This is a genomic window from Alcanivorax quisquiliarum, assembly GCF_023051175.1.
GTDB lineage: Bacteria > Pseudomonadota > Gammaproteobacteria > Pseudomonadales > Alcanivoracaceae > Isoalcanivorax > Isoalcanivorax quisquiliarum.
Map to the genome: position 1 here is coordinate 152,687 of NZ_JALKII010000004.1, position 19,909 is coordinate 172,595.

Genomic DNA, 19,909 nt, shown 5'->3' on the forward strand with positions numbered 1-19,909 from the left:
GCACATCAGTCGGGCTCGATGCGTCCCGCTTCCACCAGCGTGCCTTCGCTACCCCCGAGCATCAGCTTCAGGAGCGCGCCTTTCTTGTTCATGTTGAATACGCGCAACGGCATATTGTGATCCTGGCACAAGCAGATCGCGGTCAGATCCATGACGCCGAGCTTGCTCGCCAGCACATCATCATAAGTCAGCCGATCATACTTGATCGCGGCCGGGTTTTTCACCGGATCGCTGTCGTAGACACCATCCACCTTGGTCGCCTTGAGCACCACATCTGCATTGATCTCGATGCCACGCAGGCAGGCGGCAGAATCAGTGGTAAAGAAGGGGTTGCCCGTGCCGGCGCAGAAAATCACCACTTCGCCATTCTTCAGGTAACGGATGGCGTGGCGATGGTCATAATGCTCCACCACGCCGCTCATCGGGATGGCCGACATCAGCCGGGTGCGGATATTGGAGCGCTCCAGCGCGTCGCGCAGGGCCAGGCCGTTCATCACGGTTGCCAGCATACCCATGTGATCGCCTGCGACCCGATCCAGGCCCGCTGCCTGTAGCGCGGCGCCACGGAACAGGTTGCCGCCACCGATCACCAGGCCAACCTGCACACCAATACCCACCAGTTGGCCGATCTCCAGCGACATACTGTCCAGCACCGCTGGATCAATGCCGAAGCCTTCTTCGCCGGCCAGCGCTTCGCCGCTGAGTTTCAGCAGGATGCGCTTGTAGCGCGGTGACCGGTCCTTGCTTGTGCTGGGCATGTCAGATTCTCCACTGCTCTTTGTCATTCAGGGCCTGAACTATCTGTCATTGGGAAACGGCTACCCGAGCCGGATGCCTTGCCGGCACCCTGGCTCGGCCACTGGCATCATTCACCGCGACACAGCGTTACCGCTCGGCGTCGCGGTGAATGATGCGCTATCGTGGCACACAGTGCCACGCCCGTGCCGCGCAGATGCATTTCTGGCCGGCAACAGGTACAAAAACGCCTCGCCGGCAAACCCGGCAAGGCGTTCTGCAACAACATCACTATCTCTGCTCAGCTCTTGCTGACCTGAGCCTGCGCCATTACTTCGGCAGCGAAATCGCTTTCCTCTTTCTCGATCCCTTCACCCACCACCAGGCGAACAAAGGCGACCACATCAGCACCGGCATCCTTGGTCAGCTTGCCAACGGTCACGTTCGGATCTTTCACGAACGGCTGCTCGACCAGGCTCACGTCCTTGAGGAATTTCTGCACGCGACCTGCCACCATCTTCTCGACGATTTCAGTCGGCTTGCCGGCCATGTCAGGCTGCGCACGGATAATGTCCTTCTCGCGCTCCAGCTCGGCTTCGGGCAGCTCTTCCGGGCGCACCACGCTGGGCGCAACCGCAGCAACGTGCATGGCCACATCCTTGCCCAGCTCTTCATCGCCGCCGGTCAGATCCACCAACACGCCGATACGGCCGCCGTGGACATAAGCACCCACGCGGCCGCTGCTTTGCAGCACGGCGGCACGGCGCACCTGAATGTTCTCGCCGATTTTCTGCACCAGTGCTTCACGGGCGCTCTCGACGGTGCCACCTTCTACCGGCAGCTCGGCCACGCGAGCGATGTCGGATTCGCCTGCCGCCAGCACTGCCTCAGCCACCTTGGCAGCAAAGCCGAGGAAGTTGTCGTCGCGGGCAACGAAGTCGGTTTCAGAGTTGATTTCAACCAGCGCGCCGGATTTGCCATCGGCAGACAAAGCCACCGCCACGGTGCCTTCTGCGGCTACGCGGCCGGCTTTCTTGGCCGCCTTGGCCTGGCCGGATTTGCGCAGGTCATCAATGGCGCGCTCGATGTCGCCGTCAGCTTCCACCAGCGCCTTCTTGCACTCCATCATGCCCAGGCCGGTGCGTTCACGCAGTTCTTTTACCAGAGCAGCCGTTACAGCAGCCATGATCTCACCTCATTGTCAGAGAATCCGGACGGTCGGACAACGACACGGGCCGGCCGGAAGGAGAATGTGAAGCGGGGCACCACCCTCGAAGACGGTGTGGCCCCGCGCCAGGTCGGTTCAGCTGGTGGCTTCGTCGACTTCCACGAAGCCGTCGGTGTCAGCCGCACCCGGAGCCTGGGTAGCCGCATATTCACGGCCTTCGAGGACGGCATCAGCCACCGCCTGCACATACAGCTGGATCGCACGAATGGCGTCATCGTTACCCGGAATGACGTAATCGACGCCGTCCGGGTTGCTGTTGGTGTCCACCACCGCAATCACCGGAATACCCAGCTTGCGGGCTTCCTGAACGGCGATGTCTTCGTGGTCCACGTCGACCACGAACAGGGCATCCGGCAGGCCGCCCATGTCCTTGATACCACCGATGGAGCGCTCCAGCTTCTCCATCTCGCGGGTGCGCATCAGCGCTTCTTTCTTGGTCAGCTTGTCGAAGGTGCCATCGGCCGCCTGGGCTTCCAGGTCACGGAAACGCTTGATCGACTGGCGAATGGTCTTCCAGTTGGTCAGCATCCCGCCCAGCCAGCGGTGGTCTACATAAGGCATGCCGCAGCGCTGTGCTTCTTCGGCGATGACCTTCTGTGCAGCACGCTTGGTGCCTACAAACAGAATCTTGTTGTTGCTGGCAGACAGTTTGTTGACGAAATTCAACGCATCGTTGAACAGCGGCAGCGTCTTTTCCAGGTTGACGATGTGAATCTTGTTGCGCGCACCAAAAATGAACGGCTTCATCTTCGGGTTCCAGAAACGGGTCTGGTGACCAAAGTGAACGCCGGCCTTGAGCATGTCGCGCATGGTGACGTTAGGCATCTGTTTTCTCCGGTTCGGGTTGGGCCTCCATGTTCCCTCATGACCCAACCCCACTACTGCGGGGGCACCCAGGGCCATGTGACGGAACATGTGTGGATTTCCCTTGGTTGACCCCCAACAGGTACAATCTGTACCCCTGCGGGCCGCCAGGGCGGGCGCTTTATACCACGTCCGTGCTCCGGCAACAATCGGAAAGACCCCTGGCCACGCCCGGAACATCTCCGCGCCAATCCGCGAAGCCTATGATATATCAGGAGTTTTTCCGCGTCCCATGACCATAACTTTGAAAACCCCAGAACAGATCGAACAGATGCGTGTGGCTGGCCGCCTGGCCGGCGAAGTGCTGGAGATGATCGGCGAGCATGTGCGCCCCGGCGTCAGCACTGAAGAACTGGATCGCATCTGCCACGACTACATGGTCAACACCCAGAAGGTGGTGCCGGCCACCCTCGGCTACCGCGGCTTCCCCAAATCGATCTGCACTTCGGTCAACCAGGTCATCTGCCACGGCATTCCCAGCGAAAAGAAAGTGCTGAAGAAAGGCGACATCATCAATATCGATGTCACCGTCATCAAGGACGGCTGGCATGGTGATACCAGCAAGATGTTTTATGTGGGCGAGCCGTCGGTGCTGGCGCAGCGGCTGGTCGAGGTAACGCGCGAATGCATGCTCAAGGGCATCGAGCTGGTACGGCCCGGTGTGCGCCTGGGCGATATCGGCGCGGCCATCCAGCAACATGCGGAAGCGCACCGCTTTTCTGTCGTGCGCGAATATTGCGGTCATGGTATCGGGCAGGTGTTCCACGAAGAGCCGCAGGTGCTGCATTACGGCAAGCCGGGCACCGGCCTGGTGCTGGAAGAAGGCATGGTGTTCACCATCGAGCCGATGATCAATGCCGGCAAGCCGCAAACGCGCCTGCTGCCGGATGGCTGGACAGTGGTAACACGCGATCACAAGCTTTCTGCGCAATGGGAGCACACGCTGGCAGTCACCCGCGACGGCTTCGACGTGCTGACCCTGCGCAAGGAAGAAACAGACCTGGGGTGAGCCCGCTCTGCAGCACACCGGCGGCGGTGCATCGGCTAGCGCGCACCGCCTTCTGCCTGCCCCTGCTCCTGCTGCGCGTCGCCCGCCGCAAAACACTGCACAAGCGCTGCAAAACTGCAAAAGAGACGCCGAGCCGCGCAGCATGGCATCATTGGGCATCGTTGCATTCACGGTGCCGCCATCTGGCACCAGACAGAGCAGAAGATGATTTTCGAACCTGACTTCAGCCCGGCCGCCGCCCTGAAAATGCTCCGCAACAGCAGCTCACCGGGCCAATGCGCTCGCGAACTGCTCGGCAAAGGCCAGGCGCGCCTGGCAGCCGCTTTCGCCACCACTCCCATTCGCGCTCTGGTGCGTGGTCGTGCTGCCATGGTGGATCGCGTCGTCACTGCGGCCTGGTCACTGTTCGAGCTCGATCACCTTGGCGCACTGATCGCGGTGGGCGGTTACGGGCGCGGCGAGCTGCACCCGCACTCGGATGTGGATCTGCTTGTGTTGCTCAACGAAACGCCCGATAGCGCACAGCAGGAGCAACTTGCCCATTTTGTCACCTTCCTCTGGGACACCGGCCTGGAAATCGGCCACAGCGTGCGCACCTTCGAAGAATGCGTCGCGCTGGCCACCGACGACATCACCGTGGCGACGAATATCATGGAATCGCGCACCCTGGCTGGCGACGACAGCCTGCGGGCACGGCTGGCCGCCCACACCGGGCCGGATCATATCTGGCCAACAGCCGCGTTCTTTGCCGCCAAATGGGAAGAACAGAACGAGCGCCACCGCAAGCACAACTACACCGAATACAATCTTGAGCCGGATCTGAAAAACGCGCCCGGCGGCCTGCGTGATCTACAGATGGTGAGCTGGGTTGCGAAACGTCATTTCTGCCCGCTGGATCGTGCCGGCAATCTGGAAAGGCTGGTCAGTCAGGGGTTTCTGACACAACGGGAATACGCAGCGCTGCGCCGCTGCGAGGATTTTCTGTTCCAGGTGCGCTGGGCATTGCACACCCTCAGTGGCCGTAATGAAAACCGTCTGCTGTTCGATTATCAACGGCAGGTGGCGGCCCTGCTCGGCCATGAAGACTCCGACGCCAATATGGCGGTGGAGCTCTTCATGAAAGAGTTCTACCGAGTTGCCCTGACGCTCTCGGTGATGAACGAGCTGCTGCTACAGCTGTTTGACGAAGCAATCCTGCAGGCAGACCAGCCGCGCACCATCCGGCCGCTGAACCGACGCTTCCAGATTCACAACGACTATCTGGAAGTGACCCAGCCCGACATCTTCACCCAACATCCTTCCGCGCTGCTGGAGATGTTCGTGGTGCTGGCACACAACCCCGAGGTGAAAGGCGTGCGCGCCACCACCATGCGGGACTGCATGGACAAGCGCCGCCTGATCAATCAGGCGTACCGCGACGACCCGCGCAACGCAGCGCTGTTCATGCAATTGATCCGCTCGCCCCATAAACTGTGGGCACAACTGCGCCGCATGAAGCGCTACGGCATCCTGGGCCGCTACCTGCCGGAGTTCGGCCGCATCATCGGCATGATGCAATACGACCTGTTCCATATTTACACCGTGGATGCGCACACCTTGCTGGTGGTGAAGAACATGCGCCGCATGCGCTACGAGGAAACCCGTGAGCGGTTCCCGCTGGCATGTGACGTGTTTTATCGCTTGCCAAAGCCCGAACTGCTGTACGTCGCCGGCCTCTATCACGATATCGCCAAGGGGCGCGGCGGCGATCATTCCGAGCTTGGCGCCGATGATGCCATTGCCTTCTGCCAGCGGCATGGGCTGTCCAGCTGGGACGGCAAGCTGGTGGCGTGGCTGGTGCGCAGCCACTTGTTGATGTCCGTGACCGCGCAGCGCAAGGATATTGCCGACCCGGAAGTAGTGCTGGAGTTTGCCCGGCAGGTGGGCGATCTGGTGCATCTCGATTATCTCTACGTGTTGACGGTGGCGGATATCAATGCCACCAACCCGAAGCTGTGGAATTCCTGGCGAGACGCGTTACTGCGGCAACTTTATACCGAAACAAAGCGCGCCCTGCGGCGCGGCCTGAACAACCCCATCGACAAGCAGGACTGGATCGACGATACCCGCCGCGATGCCATGAAACTGTTGCGGCAGCGCCCGCTGCCCATGCGCCGCATCGAGCAATTCTGGTCAGGCATTGGCGATGAGTATTTCCTGCGGGAAAACGCACGCGATATTGCCTGGCACACCGAGGCGATTCTCAACCGCGACACACCGGACGAGCCATTGGTGCTGGTGCGCGAGAGCAGTGGTGGCCAATATGAAGGCGGTACGCAGATATTCGTTTACACACCGGATACGGAAAACCTTTTTGCCGCCACCGTCAATGCCATGGATCATCTCAACCTGACGATCATGGATGCGCGCATCATCACCTCAGCGGATGGCTTCAGCCTGGATACCTATATTGTGCTGGATGAGCATGGCACACCGATCGGCAACGATCGCCCGCGCCTGCAAACCATGCGCGAGACGCTGACCCAGGCACTGCGTGATCCAAGCCAGTTCGGCCGTATCGTGCAGCGCCAGATGCCACGGCGAAACAAACACTTCAAAGTGCCGACGGAGGTCATCATCAGCAACGACATCGTCAACGATCGCACCGTGGTCGAGGTGCAGGCGCTGGATCGCCCCGGCCTGCTGGCCCGCATCGGGCGGCTGTTCATGGAGTTTGATCTGCTGCTGCAAAATGCACGCATTGCCACGCTTGGCGAAAAAGTCGAAGACGTATTCTTCGTCACGCAGAAAGACGGCAGCCCCGTATCCGACCCGGAGTTGTGCAAGCGCCTGCAACAGCGGTTGCAAGAAGAGCTGGACGATACCAGCCGGGATGCACTGGCCCCGACCGCCAGTGGCTGACTGATAAACTGCCGTTGCCTTTTGCTGACTACCCGACCGACCTTCGCCCCAAGCTGATTCTGAAAGAGCCGTGCCATGAACCCTGATTTGCAACAGCTGCACCCGTACCCCTTTGAAAAACTCGGCCGTCTCTTTCAGGGCATCACCACTGCCCCAATGCCGCCCATCAAGTTGTCCATCGGCGAGCCGCAACACCCGGCACCGGAGATCGTGCAGCAGGCACTGCGCGACAACAGCATCGCCCTGGCACGCTACCCCACCACTACCGGGCTGCCGGAACTCAACGCCGCCATCCGTGGCTGGCTGGAGCGCCGCTTTGGTTTGCCGCCACTTGAGCCGGGCCAGGCCCTGCCCGTATCGGGAACCCGCGAAGCATTGTTCGCCTTTGCGCAGGCGATGATCGATCGCAACCGCCCGGCGAAAGTACTGATGCCCAATCCGTTCTACCAGATTTACGAAGGCGCCGCGCTACTTGCCGGGGGCGAGCCGGTTTATCTGCCCGCCACCAGCGCCACCAGCGCCACCGGCTTGCAGCCGGATTTCGATGCCGTCAGCACGGAAACCTGGCAGCAGTGCCAGCTGCTTTATCTGTGTTCGCCGGGCAATCCCACCGGCGCAACGCTGGATATTGTCACCTTTCAGAAATTGATCCGCCTTGCCGATGAACACGATTTCATCATCGCTTCCGACGAGTGCTATTCGGAAATCTACGCCGACCAGCCACCGGCAGGGCTGATGGAAGCATGTGCCGCAATGGGGCGCACCGATTACGCCCGCTGCGTGGTATTTCATTCGCTCTCGAAACGCTCCAACCTGCCGGGGCTGCGCTCCGGCTTTGTAGCCGGTGACGCAGCCTTGCTGGCGCACTTCACGCGCTATCGCACCTATCACGGCTGCGCCATGCCGATCCATCACCAGCTGGCCAGTATCGTCGCCTGGAATGATGAAACGCATGTGGCGGAAAACCGCCGCCTGTATCAGCAGAAGTTTGCCGCCGTGCTGGATATTCTCGCCGGCGAGCTGGAGGTGGAAGCACCGCAAGCCGGCTTTTACCTGTGGCCACGCACACCCGGCAGCGATGAAGATTTTGCCCGCGAGCTGAAACGCACCCAGAACGTCACGGTGTTGCCCGGGCGCTATCTTTCCCGCGACGTGGACGGTCTCGATCCCGGCGCCGGCCGCATCCGCATGGCGCTGGTCGCCACACTGGAACAATGCATCGAGGGTGCGGAGCGCATCCGTACCTTTATCCGCAGCCAACCACGCTGACGGCACACCCGCAGCCTGGCTTTGCACTGAACAGGAGATCAACCCATGCGCATCACGATCTACGGCATCAGAGCGTGCGACACCATGAAGAAAGCCTTTACCTGGCTCGACCAGCATGGCATCGAATACGATTTTCATGATTACAAGAAAGCCGGCGCGCCCGCCGAGCGCCTGCCGGCATGGATCGCGCAACAGGGTTGGGAGCAGGTTATCAACCGCCGTGGCACCACCTGGCGCAAGCTGCCGGAGAGCACCCGGGAAAACATGACAGCCGAGGCTGCCGCGAGCGTTGCCGCCGATAATCCGTCGATGATCCGCCGCCCGCTGGTCGAGGCAGACGGCAAAGTATTGCTGCTCGGTTTTGATGCCGCCGCCTGGGCGCAGGCGCTGGGCGTGGAGCAGTGATCGTGGTCGTGCGCAGTCATTAGCGCGATGCGCTGAAGAAACGCAATGGCAAAACACGGTTCCAGAGGCTGCCTGCCGGCTGGCATAATGGTGCCGACCTTTGCAAGCAATCAGGAACGCACATGAGCAAGGCATTCGCACTCGCATTAGGCTGTGGCACACAGAACCGTAACGAGGAATGGCTCGAGGTCTACTATCCTGCACCGGTCTTGCACCCCGACGCAGCGCTCATCAAGGCCGTCGATGAGGTGCTGGGTTACGACGGCGGCAACGTTGCGCTGCCGCTGACCAAGCGGCAGGCCGGGCAACTGGCCCGCGCCTGGCGCGAAAGCGCGCATGAAGAGCAGGCGAGTTACGCGGTCGCCTTCCAGGAATCCGATCAGCCTCTGGTACTGACCCTGCTGGAAACCGACGACGCGCCGGTTTCGACACCCGAGGCGTACCTCAAGCTGCATCTGCTTTCCCACCGCCTGGTGCGCCCGCACAGCGTCGATCTCACCGGGCTGTTTGCGCTGCTGCCCAATGTTGCCTGGACCAGTGAAGGCGCCATTGATCTGGACGAGCTGCCGGAAAAGCGCCTGCTGGCCCGCCTCGATGGCCGGCTGCTGAGCATCTACGCGGTGGACAAGTTTCCCTGCATGGCCGATTACGTCGTGCCCAGCGGTGTGCGCATTGCCGACACCGCCCGCGTGCGCCTGGGCGCTTATGTCGGCGAAGGCACCACCATCATGCATGAAGGCTTCATCAATTTTAATGCCGGCACCGAAGGGCCGGGTATGATCGAAGGCCGCGTCTCTGCCGGCGTCGTCGTGGGCCGTGGCTCGGATATCGGCGGCGGCGCCTCCACCATGGGCACCCTGTCGGGCGGCGGCAACATCGTCATTTCTCTTGGCGAAGATTGCCTGCTCGGCGCCAATGCGGGCACCGGCATTCCGCTGGGCGATCGCTGCACGGTGGAATCCGGCCTGTACATTACCGCCGGCACCAAAGTGAATCTCATTGATACCGCCGGCCAGCCGACTCGCGTGGTCAAGGCACGGGAACTGGCCGGCCGGAACGATCTGCTATTTCGCCGCAACTCCCTCAGTGGCGCCGTGGAATGCCTGGCCAATACCGACGCCGCCACGCTGAACGGCGAGCTGCACCAGCACAACTGATGTGATGCACGCGCGCCGTGCCCGACCCGCTGCCGACACGCTAAGTGAAAGTCATGCAACCTGTAGCGGGGATTGTGACAGCTGCATGTCCGTAGCCCCCTCTCCCCCAACCCCTCTCCCACAAGGGGAGAGGGGAGAAAAAAGATCGGCATTTTGGGCAACCTTTTGGTGCTTTCGCGGATACCGGAAATGGCTCCACGAAAATCGACGATGAACCTTTTATAGCCCCTCTCCCCTTGTGGGACAAGCGCAGCGCAGAACAGCCGCAGGCTGGCCCGAAGGGTGAGCGAAGCGAATAAGGGGTTGGGGAGAGGGGGGATTATGGCAGAAAATATATACTCGGCACTTGACCTGAAACGAAATTGGCTAACGCTCAGGACTTTTTGGCTGTGAAAATTTTATGGAAATTTCTACGGAAGATAAGTGAAAGTAGTGCAACATGTAGCTGCTATCGTGACAGCTGCATGTCCGTAGCCCCCTCTCCCCCAACCCCTTATTCGCTTCGCTCACCCTTCGGGCCAGCCTGCGGCTGTTCTGCGCTGCGCTTGTCCCACAAGGGGAGAGGGGCGCAAAAAGATCGGTATTTTGAATAACCCATTGGTGCTTTCGCGGATATCGGAAACGGCTCCACGGAAATCGACGATGAAGCAGAAAAAAACCGCCTGAAAACGCTATGCCGAAAAACTGTTTCAGAGGACCGTCACATAAATGAGAGAGCAATCCATGCCCCTGCAAGACCGGGTACTTGCCTACAGCCAGGAATTGATTCGCCGTGCCTCGGTGACGCCCGAGGATGCCGGCTGCCAGCAATGGCTGGCGGAAAAATTGAGCGGGCTGGGTTTTCATTGCCAGCATTTGCGCTTTGGCGAAGTGGACAACTTGTGGGCGCGGCGCGGCACAAGCGGCCCGCTGCTGGCGTTTGCCGGCCACACCGATGTGGTGCCGCCGGGCGATCTGCAATGCTGGGCATCACCACCGTTCGCGCCGGAAGTGCGGGATGGCCTGTTATTTGGCCGTGGCGCGGCGGACATGAAATCCTCGCTGGCTGCCATGCTGGTGGCGATGGAGGATTTCATCTCCGAACGACCGGCGCATAGCGGCAGCCTCGCCTGGCTGATTACCGCCGATGAAGAAGGCCCGGCCACCAACGGCACCGTAAAAGTGGTCGAGACGTTGCAGGCCCGTGGCGAGCAGATCGACTGGTGTATCGTCGGAGAACCTTCTTCCACGACCACCGTCGGTGATGTGATCAAGAATGGCCGGCGGGGTTCGCTCGGCGGCGTGCTTACCATAGCCGGTGTGCAAGGGCATGTGGCCTACCCGCATCTGGCGCGCAACCCGATTCACCAGGTGGCCCCGGCGCTGGCAGAGCTGGCAGCGGAAACCTGGGACAGCGGCAACGAATTCTTCCCGGCCACCAGCTTCCAGATTTCCAATATCCAGGCCGGCACCGGCGCCACCAACGTGATACCGGGCAGCTGTGAAGTGATTTTCAACTTCCGTTTTTCTACCGCTGTGACGGCCGCCGCGCTGCAACAGCGCACCGAGGCGATCCTCCAGCGCCACGGCCTGGATTATTCGCTTGCCTGGCATCTCTCCGGCGAGCCCTTCCTGACGCCGCGTGGCGCTCTGGTGGACGCCGCCGTCACGGCGATCCGTGACACCACCGGCCGCGATACCATGCTGTCCACCGCTGGCGGTACCTCCGACGGCCGCTTCATTGCGCCCACCGGCGCGCAAGTGGTGGAACTGGGCCCGGTAAACGCCAGCATCCACAAAATCGACGAATGCACCCCGGTGGCCGAGCTGCCTGTGCTGGCTGAGATCTATCTTCGAATGCTGCGCCAGCTGCTGCCCTGACCCCGGCGGCGTGGCGGTGTATCATCATTCGTCTGTGATCAAGCAGGATGTGGCCGAGACATGCCCAAGTCCCCGAAGGAGCTATCCTTCAAGGCCCGGCAGCGTGCGCAACTACAGCGCCAGGTCGATGAATTCCTGGCCAACGGTGGCGCCATCCAACAGGTGCCCCCCGGTGCCTCCGGCGCGCCGCCCGGCAATCCCTGGCGGCAGCAGCCGTTCAGCGCCCATCGCACTGGGGAGCGCACCGAGCGCGTGCCGCTGGATCACGTCCTGGCCACACTGGAAGCACGCAAGCAGGCCCACCGGCAGAAGCCGCCGCGGATCAAGGCGCGCCGTGGGCCAAAGCGCAAGCTCATCTACGATGATTTCGGCGAGCCGCTACGCTGGCAGTGGATAGACGAATAACCCGCCAGCTAGCAGCCCGCCCGCTTTTGTGTTCACATTCGTGCTCTGTAAAACCGTGCCACCCCGCACTTGCTCGAATGATAAGGACACTGCCATGAACGCTGCCGAAACGCTTGCCGCCCGCACTGTGGAAAACATCAACCCGGCCACTGGCCAGGCTTTCTTTGAAATGCCGGAAACCGATCTGGCCCGCATGCCGGAGATGATGGCGGCTGCGCGGCGCGCCCAGGCGCAGTGGGCGGCCCGCAGCTTCAAGCAGCGCGCCGCGCATATCCAGCGGATGCGGCGCTATATTCTGGATAACGCCGAAGCGCTGGCGCTGACGATCAGCCAGAGCAACGGCAAGACCCGCACCGATGCGCTGGCCACCGAAGTGCTGCCCTGTGCGCTGGCCTGCAACTGGTATGCGCGCAATACCGGCAAGCTGCTGAAACCGAAAATGCGCGGCGCCGGCAGCCTGCTGTTCGCCAACAAACGCACCCAGATGATGCACCTGCCGCTGGGCGTGATCGGCATTATCAGCCCGTGGAACTATCCATTGTCGATCCCGTTTGGCGAGCTGGTCATGGCACTGATGGCCGGCAATGCGGTGCTGTTGAAAGTGGCCGCCGCGACGCCCGCCGTGGGCAAGGCAATCGAAGATATCGTCGCCGCCGGCGACCTGCCGCCGGGGTTGTTCCAGCATGTTGTCGGCAGTGGCGGCAAGGTTGCTGATGCGTTCTTCGCCCAGCGCGTGGACAAGCTGTTCTTCACCGGCTCCGTGGCCGTGGGCAAGCAGCTGATGGCCCAGGCCGCCCCCACCCTCACGCCGCTGTCGCTGGAGCTGGGCGGCAACGATGCCATGATCGTGCTGGCCGATGCGGATCTGGAGCGCGCTGCCAACGGCGCCGCGTGGGCGGGCTACCAGAATGCGGGGCAGTCCTGTGGTGGTGTCGAGCGCATCTATGTGGTGGCCGAAGTGTATGACGAATTTGTCCGCCTGCTCGCCGAAAAAACCCGCGCCCTGCGCCATGGCGCTGGCCATGACAACTTCGATATTGATATCGGCAGCATCACCACCGCTGGCCAGCTGCGCACGGTGCAGCAGCATGTGGAAGATGCGCTCGCCAAGGGCGCCAGCGTGGCAGCACAGTCACAACCGGCGGGGCCACAGGATGGCCTGTTCCATCCGGCCATGCTGCTGGTGGACGTGACCGACGACATGCTGGTGCAACGGGAGGAAACATTCGGCCCCGTGGTGACTGTCTGCAAGGTGGCCGACGAACAGGAAGCGCTGGCGCGGGCCAACGATTCCAACCTCGCGCTCACCTCGTCGGTGTGGACGCGCAACACCCGGCGCGGCCGGGCGCTTGCCGCACAACTACAGACTGGCGTCACCGCCATCAACGATCACCTCTACACCCACGGCCTGTCGGAAGTGCCCTGGGGAGGCTGGAAGGAATCCGGTATCGGCCGCACCCATGGCCCTGAGGGGCTGCTGGAAATGACCAACACCAAAGTGGTGAACTGGGATCTGCTGCCGGCGACACGCAACCTGTGGTGGTATCCGTTCGACGAGGCCACCTACCGGGCACTGCTCAACGCGATGCGTTTCGTGTTTCCCCGCAGTATCGGCGAGTGGTTGGGCAGCTCGCTGAAACTGACCCCCTACCTGCTGCGCAAGATGTTCACCCGCTGGAAGCCCTGATGTGCGCTGACGGCGGCATGGATGGCGGCGCCGGGCTGTCCCGGGCTGTCTTTGACCAGTGTAGTCCGCCTTGGCTGGCTACACTGGCCGCGGCCGTCCACGCCCCCGTTGCTGCGCCGTCAAGACAAACCTCACTGCCGCAAGCGGGTCTCATTGGCCGCCAGCTCCACCAGCCGCTGCCGATACAATATGCCGATCGCCTGCTTGAAGGCATTCTTGCTCAAGCCGGTGCTGGCGCGAATCGCCTCCGGCGCACTTTTGTCACCCAGCGGCAACACGCCACCGGAGCGTTTCAGTAACGCCAGCACCTCGCCCGCAGCACCTTCCAGCCGCGCCATGCCGACCGGCGCCAACGACAGATCAAGCCGGCCATCCTCGCGCACACGCCGTATATAACCCCTCATGCGCTGGCCACGGCGCACCGGCGTGGTGAGCTCATCGTGATAGAGCAAACCCCAGAAGCGGTGATTGACGATCGCCTTGCGGCCCAGATCAGTGCGCTCGGCCATCACCAGCGTGACCTCATCGCCGGATTTCAGCCCGCTGGCCTCATCGGCAATAAAATCATCCAGCCGTGTCGAGGCCGCCAGCCGGCCACGCTCATCGCGAAACACCATGGCCAGCAACTGACGCCCCTGCTCCACCGGCGCCTGCTGTTCGGAGAATGGCAGCAGCAAATCTTTCGGCAGACCCCAATCAAGGAAGGCGCCCACCGGCGAGAGGCTGGCGACACGGAACCAGCCCACCTCACCCACCTGCGCCAGCGGCATCTTCGGAGTAGCGGCCAGGTGGCCATCGGCATCCAGGAACACAAACAGATCCAGCCACTGGCCCACCGCGCAATCCGCCGCCGTATGCTGGGGCAGGATCAGTATCTGCCCATCCTCGCCGCCATCGGCATAGAACCCGGCACGGCCGCGCCGCACGACTTCAAGACGATTGCTGCGCCCGATCACCACCGCAGCGGTCGGGCTCATGTCGGGTTTTACCCTGTCAGCTTTGGTGTCAGACATGCAGGCCTACCACATCAGATCATCAGGAATCGGGTAATCTGCGTAGGGATCGTCTTCTGCCGGCGCGTTCTTGTCACGCTGGTGCAGCACTACCACGGTTTCCGGGCGGCGCTCCTGAATGCGCGCTGCAATATTGGCCGGCACAACTTCATAGCCGTTGTCGCCATGCACCACCGCAAGCTGACCACGGGCGAGCTGATCCACCATGGGCGGCAGCACGTAAATTTTCTGGATTTTCTTGTCGTCGGTGAACTGATACGGCGCCTCACCGCGCTCACGGGGCAGGCGATGGGCCATCACCAGCTGGCGCACCTGCGCGCTGATCGCCTTCTGCCGCGCCTCGTCTTCACGCTGCTGATTCAGCAGCCGTGAGCGCTCGGCCTGCTCCGCCTGCAACTGCCGCACCCGGGCAGCGGCGTCATCCACACTTTCACCACGCTCGCGTTGCTTGTTGGCCTGGCGCTTCTGGTGCTCAGCCTGCCGCGCACGTTTCTTGTCCGCAAGCCCGGCCTTGAGTAACTGATCCTTGAGAGACATGACATTGATCCGACACAGACTGTGATGCCGGTATTCTGGGGGAGGATGAAAACAAGTGCCAGCGATGAGGCCGGCCGGAACGTGCGCCTGCGCCGGCCCGGCAATGGCCGGGGGCGCAGGCGCAGTGCATCAGAACGTGAACGTCAGAGCCAGGTACGGGCCTTTGAGGGAAAAGTCGGAATCCAGATCGCTGACATCATCCAGCTCCAGATCGAGACGGTTGTAGCCCACTTGCACGCCGAGCAGGAAATCGGATGTCCAGCCCAGGTAAACATTGGTGTCTTGCAGCTTGCTACCGTCGTAGCTGACCACGTTCACTTCGCCACCGGCGTAAAAGCCGCTGAACGGCAGATTGCCGCGTGCAGCCAGATGCAGCATGGGGATGGTTTCGCTGGCGGATTCGCGGGCGCTTTCTGTCGTGGAGGCGATATTGAACTCGGCTTCCAGTCGGCGCACATTCAGACCCAGATCCAGCTTCACCCAGTTGTTCAGCGGGCTGTAGTAGAGCGTCAGATCGGTCATTTCCAGATCGTAGCTTGAGCTCACTGTGTCCGACACATTGAACGTCTCACCACCAAAGCTGATCTGGCGGCTCAACGTATTGCGTGCAGAGTCCGAAATTTCGCTGTGGCGCAGGCGCACATTGGGCAGCACCGGGATCGGATGCTCCAGGCCGATATACAGCACGTTCTCACGGGTCTTGTCGAAATCCAGATCCCGATCAAAGCTGATGTCATCCCCCCCGGACGACACGGTGCCGCTGAGCTCTGCATTCCAGGAATAGGCTCCGGCGTAGATATCCACCAGCGGGGCGCTGTACGCGGCCGGCGCCAGCAATGTCAGGCCCAGGGCCATACAGGCTTTACGCATTGTGCAACTCCTTGCATCAGACTTTTCCCGCCACCCCAGCGCGGCGAGAATCTGGCCGGCAGTATTACACCGCTCGCCAGCGGAAAAAAGACTCTTCGGATTGGCGGAGCCCGCTGCCGCAGGCATATGAGCCCGCCGGCTGAGCCTGCCGGCAGGGGGGTAAACCATGCCCAACCGAGCGCAAAGCGCAACCATGGTGCCAACTTTCGTTTTTTTGCTTTTGTCTTTTTGCCGTCGCCGCACCGCTGGTCGCCAGGTTACATCCTGAAATAAGCCTCCGCTGTCCCCATCGCCGCGCATTGATTACACTTTCGCTACCTTTCCGGACCTGTTCCCGACAAAAACTATGACTTTCTGGTTTGGCCTCGACCGACTGTTCTTCTTTCTGGCTCGCATTTTTCTCAACTGGTGCACCCGCACAACCAGCCTGCACCGTGATGCGGCAGAATTGGGGATCGACCCCACAAAGCCGATCTTTTATGTGCTGCGCGAGGCGTCTCTCGCCGATCTGCTGCTACTAGACCGGGAAACCCGGCGGCTCGGCCTGCCCAGCCCGCTGGCACCGCTTGCGCTGTCCGATCGCACCTTGCGTCGCAGCTACTTCTACCTTTATCGCCGTAAGGCACTGGTCGGCAGGGAGCGTGTCGGTGGCAACAACGCCCGCCTGATTCGTCTGGCAGAATCGCTGGGCCAACACCCTGAAGACGATTTGCAGCTGGTGCCGGTATCACTGTTCTGGGGCCGCCGACCCGACAAAGAAAACTCGCTCTGGAAGATCATCTTCGCCGATAACTGGTCGCCGCCGGGTTTCATCAAGAAATTCTTCATCATTCTGACCCAGGGGCGGCAGCTGTTCATCAATATCAGCCAGCCGATGTCCATGCGCCAGCTGGTGGACGAAAGCCTTACGGCGGAGCGTGCCGTGCGCAAGGCGCAGCGTATTCTGCGCGTACATTTCCGCCGCCAGCGCGAGGCGGTTATCGGGCCGGATTTGTCGCACCGACGAACACTCGTCAACAGCCTGATCGAAAGCGCTCCGGTGCGGGAAGTGATTAATCAGGCCGCCGCCGAAAGCGGCGACAGCTATGAAAAGCACGAAGCCCGTGCGCGCAGCTACGCCATGGAAATCGCTGCAGATTATTCCCACACCGTTATCCGTTTTCTGGAAGTGCTGCTGGAGTGGGTCTGGAACCGGCTCTACAGCGGCCTGCGTGCCTACAATCTGGAAAAGCTGCAAACCGCAGCTCAGCACCACGAGATCATCTACGTGCCCTGCCACCGCAGCCACGCTGACTATCTGCTGCTTTCCTACCTGCTTTACAAGAACGGCCTGGTGCCGCCGCACATTGCTGCCGGCATCAACCTCAACCTACCGGTTATCGGCACTGTTTTGCGGCGTGGTGGCGCTTTCTTCATGCGCCGCAGCTTCAAGGACAATCCGCTGTATTCGGCGGTGTTCAACGAGTACCTGCACATTATTCTCAGCCGCGGCTATTCCATCGAATACTTTGTCGAAGGCGGCCGCAGCCGCAGCGGGCGCATGCTCAATCCGCGCCCCGGCATGTTGAAGATGACCGTAGAGAGCTTCATTCGTGACAGCAGCAAACCGGTGGCGCTGGTGCCGGTTTACATCGGTTACGAAAAGCTGATCGAGGGCAGCACCTATATCGGCGAACTGCACGGGGCAAAAAAGCAGAAGGAAAGTATTTTCGGCTTCGTGAAATCGCTCTCGGTGCTGCGCAGCCATTTCGGCGAGGTGCATGTGAATTTCGGCGATCCGGTACTGCTGAATTCCTTCCTCGATGCCGAGCTGCCGCAATGGCGTGAGCTTGATGCCAGCCAGCCGCTGCCCGAGACACTGAAGCAGGTTGTCAGCACGCTCGGCAATACCGTGGTCACGCGCATCAATGCCGCCGCCGTTGCCAACCCGGTCAACCTGCTGGGCCTGGCATTGCTGGCGACGCCCAAACACACCATGGATGAGATGCAGCTCAAACGGCAGCTGGCGCTGTACATCACCATTCTTGAACAGGCGCCTTACGGCGGCAGTATCGAGATTGCCAATACCGACCCCGGCGACATCATCGAATACGGCCTGCGCAACGATTTCATCGTGCGGGTGGAGCATCCGATGGGCAGCCTGATCACCACCGACAACATGACCGCGCTGCAAATGGCTTATGTGCGCAACAACAGCCTGCACCTGTTCGTGCTGCCGGGCCTGGTCTGTGCGCTACTGCAAGATGCCCGCGATATCCGGCGCGACCAGCTCAAGCAGCTGGTGCACCTGCTGTATCCGTTTTTCCAGGCGGAATATTTCCTGCACTGGGATAACGATGCCGATCTGTTCCAGGCCGTGGATCACGCCATCGATGTGCTTGCGGCCCAGGGGCTGGTGCGCGTGACCGGTGATCAGTTGCGCGGCGCCCCGCTGCACTCGATGGAATCGGAGCTGCTGGATCACCTCGGCCAGACAGTCGCGCAGGCGCTGGAGCGGTTTTTCCTCACCATTCGCCTGCTGGTGGAGCACGGTAACAACCGCCTCACTGCCGAGATACTGGAAGACCTCGCGCAACAGACCGCACAGCGGCTCTCGCTGCTTTACGAATTCAATTCGCCGGAATTCTTTGATCGTGTCGTGCTACGCAACTTCATCAATCAATTGCGTGGTTACGGGCTGGTCAGCACCGGCGAGCACGGCCTGCTGTCATTCGACGAGCGCTTGCGGGCGCTGGACGATGAAGCCCGGCGCATGCTCAGCCCGACACTGCGCCACGCCATCGTCAGGCTGACGCAACTGTGCCAGGAGCAAGCCCTTGATACGCCAGTGCCGCCGCCGGAACGCAGCGCACCCTGACTGACGCCTCGGCGGCAGCTCGCCGCCGGGCGGTGCCGTGCCCCGGCTCTCACGCTCCGGAAACGGCATCAGCTGGCATCCGAGGCAGGCGCGTTACCCATGACACTTCGCACGTACTGGCCGCCGTGCAAACCTGACATTGGCGCTCCGCGCCCGAGCCTGCCGAACAGGCCGGGAGATTGAAGGTGCGACGTTGGTGCGCTGGCAGCAGATTCCCGTACGCAGTGCTCAGACCGTCCGTACTGCTCGACAGGACAATGCCGGATCGCTGGATAAAATAGTACCGGATGATAAGGCTAGATAGCCCAATAGATAGCCGCGAACAAAGACAGCGACAAGAGGTGCCGTCATGCAGTGCGCCGGGCCGCCTCAGCGCACCGCCAGCCCCTCAGCCCGTCACATAAACATCGAAGCGCACCGTCTTGCCGGTCAGCTGGTGCGAGGGCGTGCGGCCAGCCAGCACCGGCGCACGCAGCGGGCGCTTCACCACCACCCGCTTGCGCGCACATGCCAGCGCGGCCGCCAGCAGACCGGCCTCCCCCTCCGAGCTGTCAACCGGCGCCAGCTGCTGCACCCAGGCCAGCTCCTTCTTCACGGCGGCGGATTTCTCCCGCTGCGGAAACATCGGGTCGAGATACACCACCTCAGGCTTCTCGGTGGCTGTCGCCAGCCAACCGGTTGCATCCGCCTGCACCAGTGCCATCCGGCCGGCCGGCACGCCGGCACGGCGCAGCCCGTCTGCCAGCATCGCGTGCAGCACCGGCTGCCGCTCCAGCAAGATCACCTGCCAGCCGGCGGCGGCCAGAATGGCGGCATCCCGCCCCAGGCCGGCGGTGGCATCAATCACGGTGCCGCCGCCCTCGGGCAACGCGCCCGCTGCACGCACCAGCTTCTCGTGGCGCACGCGCTCGGGCGCAACCCGATAGCCGGTACGCCCAAAGGTGAGATCGACGCGCAGCGGCGCTTCAGGGCCGCCAGGGCGCCACAGCGACAACGCATCGTCGCGCACCCCCAACACCAGCGAGCAACCCGCGGCTAGCGCTGCCTGCTCGTCGGCCACCGGAGTGCCGGGCAAGCCGGCTGGCACGCCCGGCAACAGACCCAGCAACATG

At 61.8% G+C, this 19,909-nt stretch carries 16 protein-coding genes; 9 read left to right on the plus strand and 7 right to left on the minus strand.

From position 1 onward, the window contains the following. Positions 1–5: 5 nt before the first annotated feature. From pyrH to rpsB, 3 genes are all read right to left on the minus strand, one after another. Positions 6–758 (minus strand): UMP kinase, encoded by a 753-nt coding sequence (gene pyrH / locus MU846_RS08035; RefSeq protein WP_246951465.1) that lies wholly within the window; start codon positions 756–758, stop codon positions 6–8. A gap of 278 nt (positions 759–1,036) precedes the next feature. Then, positions 1,037–1,921 (minus strand): translation elongation factor Ts, encoded by an 885-nt coding sequence (gene tsf / locus MU846_RS08040; protein WP_246951467.1) that lies wholly within the window; start codon positions 1,919–1,921, stop codon positions 1,037–1,039. 117 nt (positions 1,922–2,038) lie between these two features. Beyond that, positions 2,039–2,788, minus strand: a complete 750-nt coding sequence (rpsB, locus tag MU846_RS08045; protein ID WP_246951469.1) for a 30S ribosomal protein S2 — start codon at positions 2,786–2,788, stop codon at positions 2,039–2,041. A 271-nt stretch (positions 2,789–3,059) separates the two neighbouring features. Between rpsB and map the strand changes: the two genes are divergently transcribed. From map to MU846_RS08085, 8 genes are all read left to right on the plus strand, one after another. Continuing rightward, positions 3,060–3,836: a type I methionyl aminopeptidase gene (map, locus tag MU846_RS08050; protein ID WP_246951471.1), complete on the plus strand. Its 777-nt coding sequence runs from the start codon at positions 3,060–3,062 to the stop codon at positions 3,834–3,836. A gap of 204 nt (positions 3,837–4,040) precedes the next feature. Further along, positions 4,041–6,737, plus strand: coding sequence for a [protein-PII] uridylyltransferase (locus MU846_RS08055; RefSeq protein ID WP_246951473.1), 2,697 nt, complete (start codon positions 4,041–4,043; stop codon positions 6,735–6,737). Between the two features lie 75 nt (positions 6,738–6,812). Continuing rightward, on the plus strand, positions 6,813–8,006 hold the full coding sequence (gene dapC, locus MU846_RS08060) for a succinyldiaminopimelate transaminase (protein WP_246951475.1): 1,194 nt from the start codon (positions 6,813–6,815) through the stop codon (positions 8,004–8,006). Positions 8,007–8,051: 45 nt separating this feature from the next. Further along, positions 8,052–8,411 (plus strand): ArsC family reductase, encoded by a 360-nt coding sequence (locus MU846_RS08065; RefSeq protein WP_246951478.1) that lies wholly within the window; start codon positions 8,052–8,054, stop codon positions 8,409–8,411. A 122-nt stretch (positions 8,412–8,533) separates the two neighbouring features. Next, positions 8,534–9,568 carry a 2,3,4,5-tetrahydropyridine-2,6-dicarboxylate N-succinyltransferase gene (gene dapD / locus MU846_RS08070; protein ID WP_246951480.1) on the plus strand — a complete coding sequence of 345 codons (1,035 nt, stop codon included), beginning with the start codon at positions 8,534–8,536 and terminating at the stop codon, positions 9,566–9,568. A 723-nt stretch (positions 9,569–10,291) separates the two neighbouring features. Continuing rightward, positions 10,292–11,428 (plus strand): succinyl-diaminopimelate desuccinylase, encoded by a 1,137-nt coding sequence (dapE, locus tag MU846_RS08075; protein ID WP_246951482.1) that lies wholly within the window; start codon positions 10,292–10,294, stop codon positions 11,426–11,428. A 60-nt stretch (positions 11,429–11,488) separates the two neighbouring features. Next, positions 11,489–11,833 carry a hypothetical protein gene (locus MU846_RS08080; protein WP_246951485.1) on the plus strand — a complete coding sequence of 115 codons (345 nt, stop codon included), beginning with the start codon at positions 11,489–11,491 and terminating at the stop codon, positions 11,831–11,833. 94 nt (positions 11,834–11,927) lie between these two features. Then, positions 11,928–13,520: an aldehyde dehydrogenase family protein gene (locus MU846_RS08085; protein WP_246951487.1), complete on the plus strand. Its 1,593-nt coding sequence runs from the start codon at positions 11,928–11,930 to the stop codon at positions 13,518–13,520. A 131-nt stretch (positions 13,521–13,651) separates the two neighbouring features. On the opposite strand, the gene MU846_RS08090 is transcribed toward MU846_RS08085, so the two are convergent. The 3 genes from MU846_RS08090 to MU846_RS08100 form a co-directional block, all read right to left on the minus strand. Beyond that, on the minus strand, positions 13,652–14,497 hold the full coding sequence (locus MU846_RS08090; protein WP_246951490.1) for a CvfB family protein: 846 nt from the start codon (positions 14,495–14,497) through the stop codon (positions 13,652–13,654). Positions 14,498–14,539: 42 nt separating this feature from the next. After that, complete coding sequence (locus MU846_RS08095; protein ID WP_246951492.1) at positions 14,540–15,070, minus strand: DUF2058 domain-containing protein; 531 nt, start codon at positions 15,068–15,070, stop codon at positions 14,540–14,542. Positions 15,071–15,199: 129 nt separating this feature from the next. Then, positions 15,200–15,940, minus strand: a complete 741-nt coding sequence (locus tag MU846_RS08100; protein ID WP_246951494.1) for a TIGR04219 family outer membrane beta-barrel protein — start codon at positions 15,938–15,940, stop codon at positions 15,200–15,202. A 346-nt stretch (positions 15,941–16,286) separates the two neighbouring features. Here MU846_RS08100 and plsB point away from each other — a divergent pair, with 346 nt between their 5' ends. Then, positions 16,287–18,797: a glycerol-3-phosphate 1-O-acyltransferase PlsB gene (plsB, locus tag MU846_RS08105; protein WP_246951496.1), complete on the plus strand. Its 2,511-nt coding sequence runs from the start codon at positions 16,287–16,289 to the stop codon at positions 18,795–18,797. Between the two features lie 388 nt (positions 18,798–19,185). Here the strand turns inward: plsB and MU846_RS08110 are convergent, their stop codons facing one another. After that, entirely contained in the window at positions 19,186–19,908 is a 723-nt protein-coding gene (locus tag MU846_RS08110; protein WP_246951498.1) for a class I SAM-dependent methyltransferase, read from the minus strand. Position 19,909 lies beyond the last annotated feature (1 nt).

Bases quoted from the DNA above. Each gene is read 5' to 3' on its own strand.
- MU846_RS08055 (WP_246951473.1), top strand. From the start codon at position 4,041: ATGATTTTCGAACCTGACTTCAGCCCGGCCGCCGCCCTGAAAATGCTC.
- tsf (WP_246951467.1), bottom strand. From the start codon at position 1,921: ATGGCTGCTGTAACGGCTGCTCTGGTAAAAGAACTGCGTGAACGCACC.
- MU846_RS08080 (WP_246951485.1), top strand. From the start codon at position 11,489: ATGCCCAAGTCCCCGAAGGAGCTATCCTTCAAGGCCCGGCAGCGTGCG.
- dapC (WP_246951475.1), top strand. From the start codon at position 6,813: ATGAACCCTGATTTGCAACAGCTGCACCCGTACCCCTTTGAAAAACTC.
- rpsB (WP_246951469.1), bottom strand. From the start codon at position 2,788: ATGCCTAACGTCACCATGCGCGACATGCTCAAGGCCGGCGTTCACTTT.
- pyrH (WP_246951465.1), bottom strand. From the start codon at position 758: ATGCCCAGCACAAGCAAGGACCGGTCACCGCGCTACAAGCGCATCCTG.
- MU846_RS08110 (WP_246951498.1), bottom strand. From the start codon at position 19,908: ATGTTGCTGGGTCTGTTGCCGGGCGTGCCAGCCGGCTTGCCCGGCACT.
- plsB (WP_246951496.1), top strand. From the start codon at position 16,287: ATGACTTTCTGGTTTGGCCTCGACCGACTGTTCTTCTTTCTGGCTCGC.
- MU846_RS08100 (WP_246951494.1), bottom strand. From the start codon at position 15,940: ATGCGTAAAGCCTGTATGGCCCTGGGCCTGACATTGCTGGCGCCGGCC.
- dapD (WP_246951480.1), top strand. From the start codon at position 8,534: ATGAGCAAGGCATTCGCACTCGCATTAGGCTGTGGCACACAGAACCGT.
- MU846_RS08085 (WP_246951487.1), top strand. From the start codon at position 11,928: ATGAACGCTGCCGAAACGCTTGCCGCCCGCACTGTGGAAAACATCAAC.
- MU846_RS08095 (WP_246951492.1), bottom strand. From the start codon at position 15,070: ATGTCTCTCAAGGATCAGTTACTCAAGGCCGGGCTTGCGGACAAGAAA.
- MU846_RS08065 (WP_246951478.1), top strand. From the start codon at position 8,052: ATGCGCATCACGATCTACGGCATCAGAGCGTGCGACACCATGAAGAAA.
- map (WP_246951471.1), top strand. From the start codon at position 3,060: ATGACCATAACTTTGAAAACCCCAGAACAGATCGAACAGATGCGTGTG.
- MU846_RS08090 (WP_246951490.1), bottom strand. From the start codon at position 14,497: ATGAGCCCGACCGCTGCGGTGGTGATCGGGCGCAGCAATCGTCTTGAA.
- dapE (WP_246951482.1), top strand. From the start codon at position 10,292: ATGCCCCTGCAAGACCGGGTACTTGCCTACAGCCAGGAATTGATTCGC.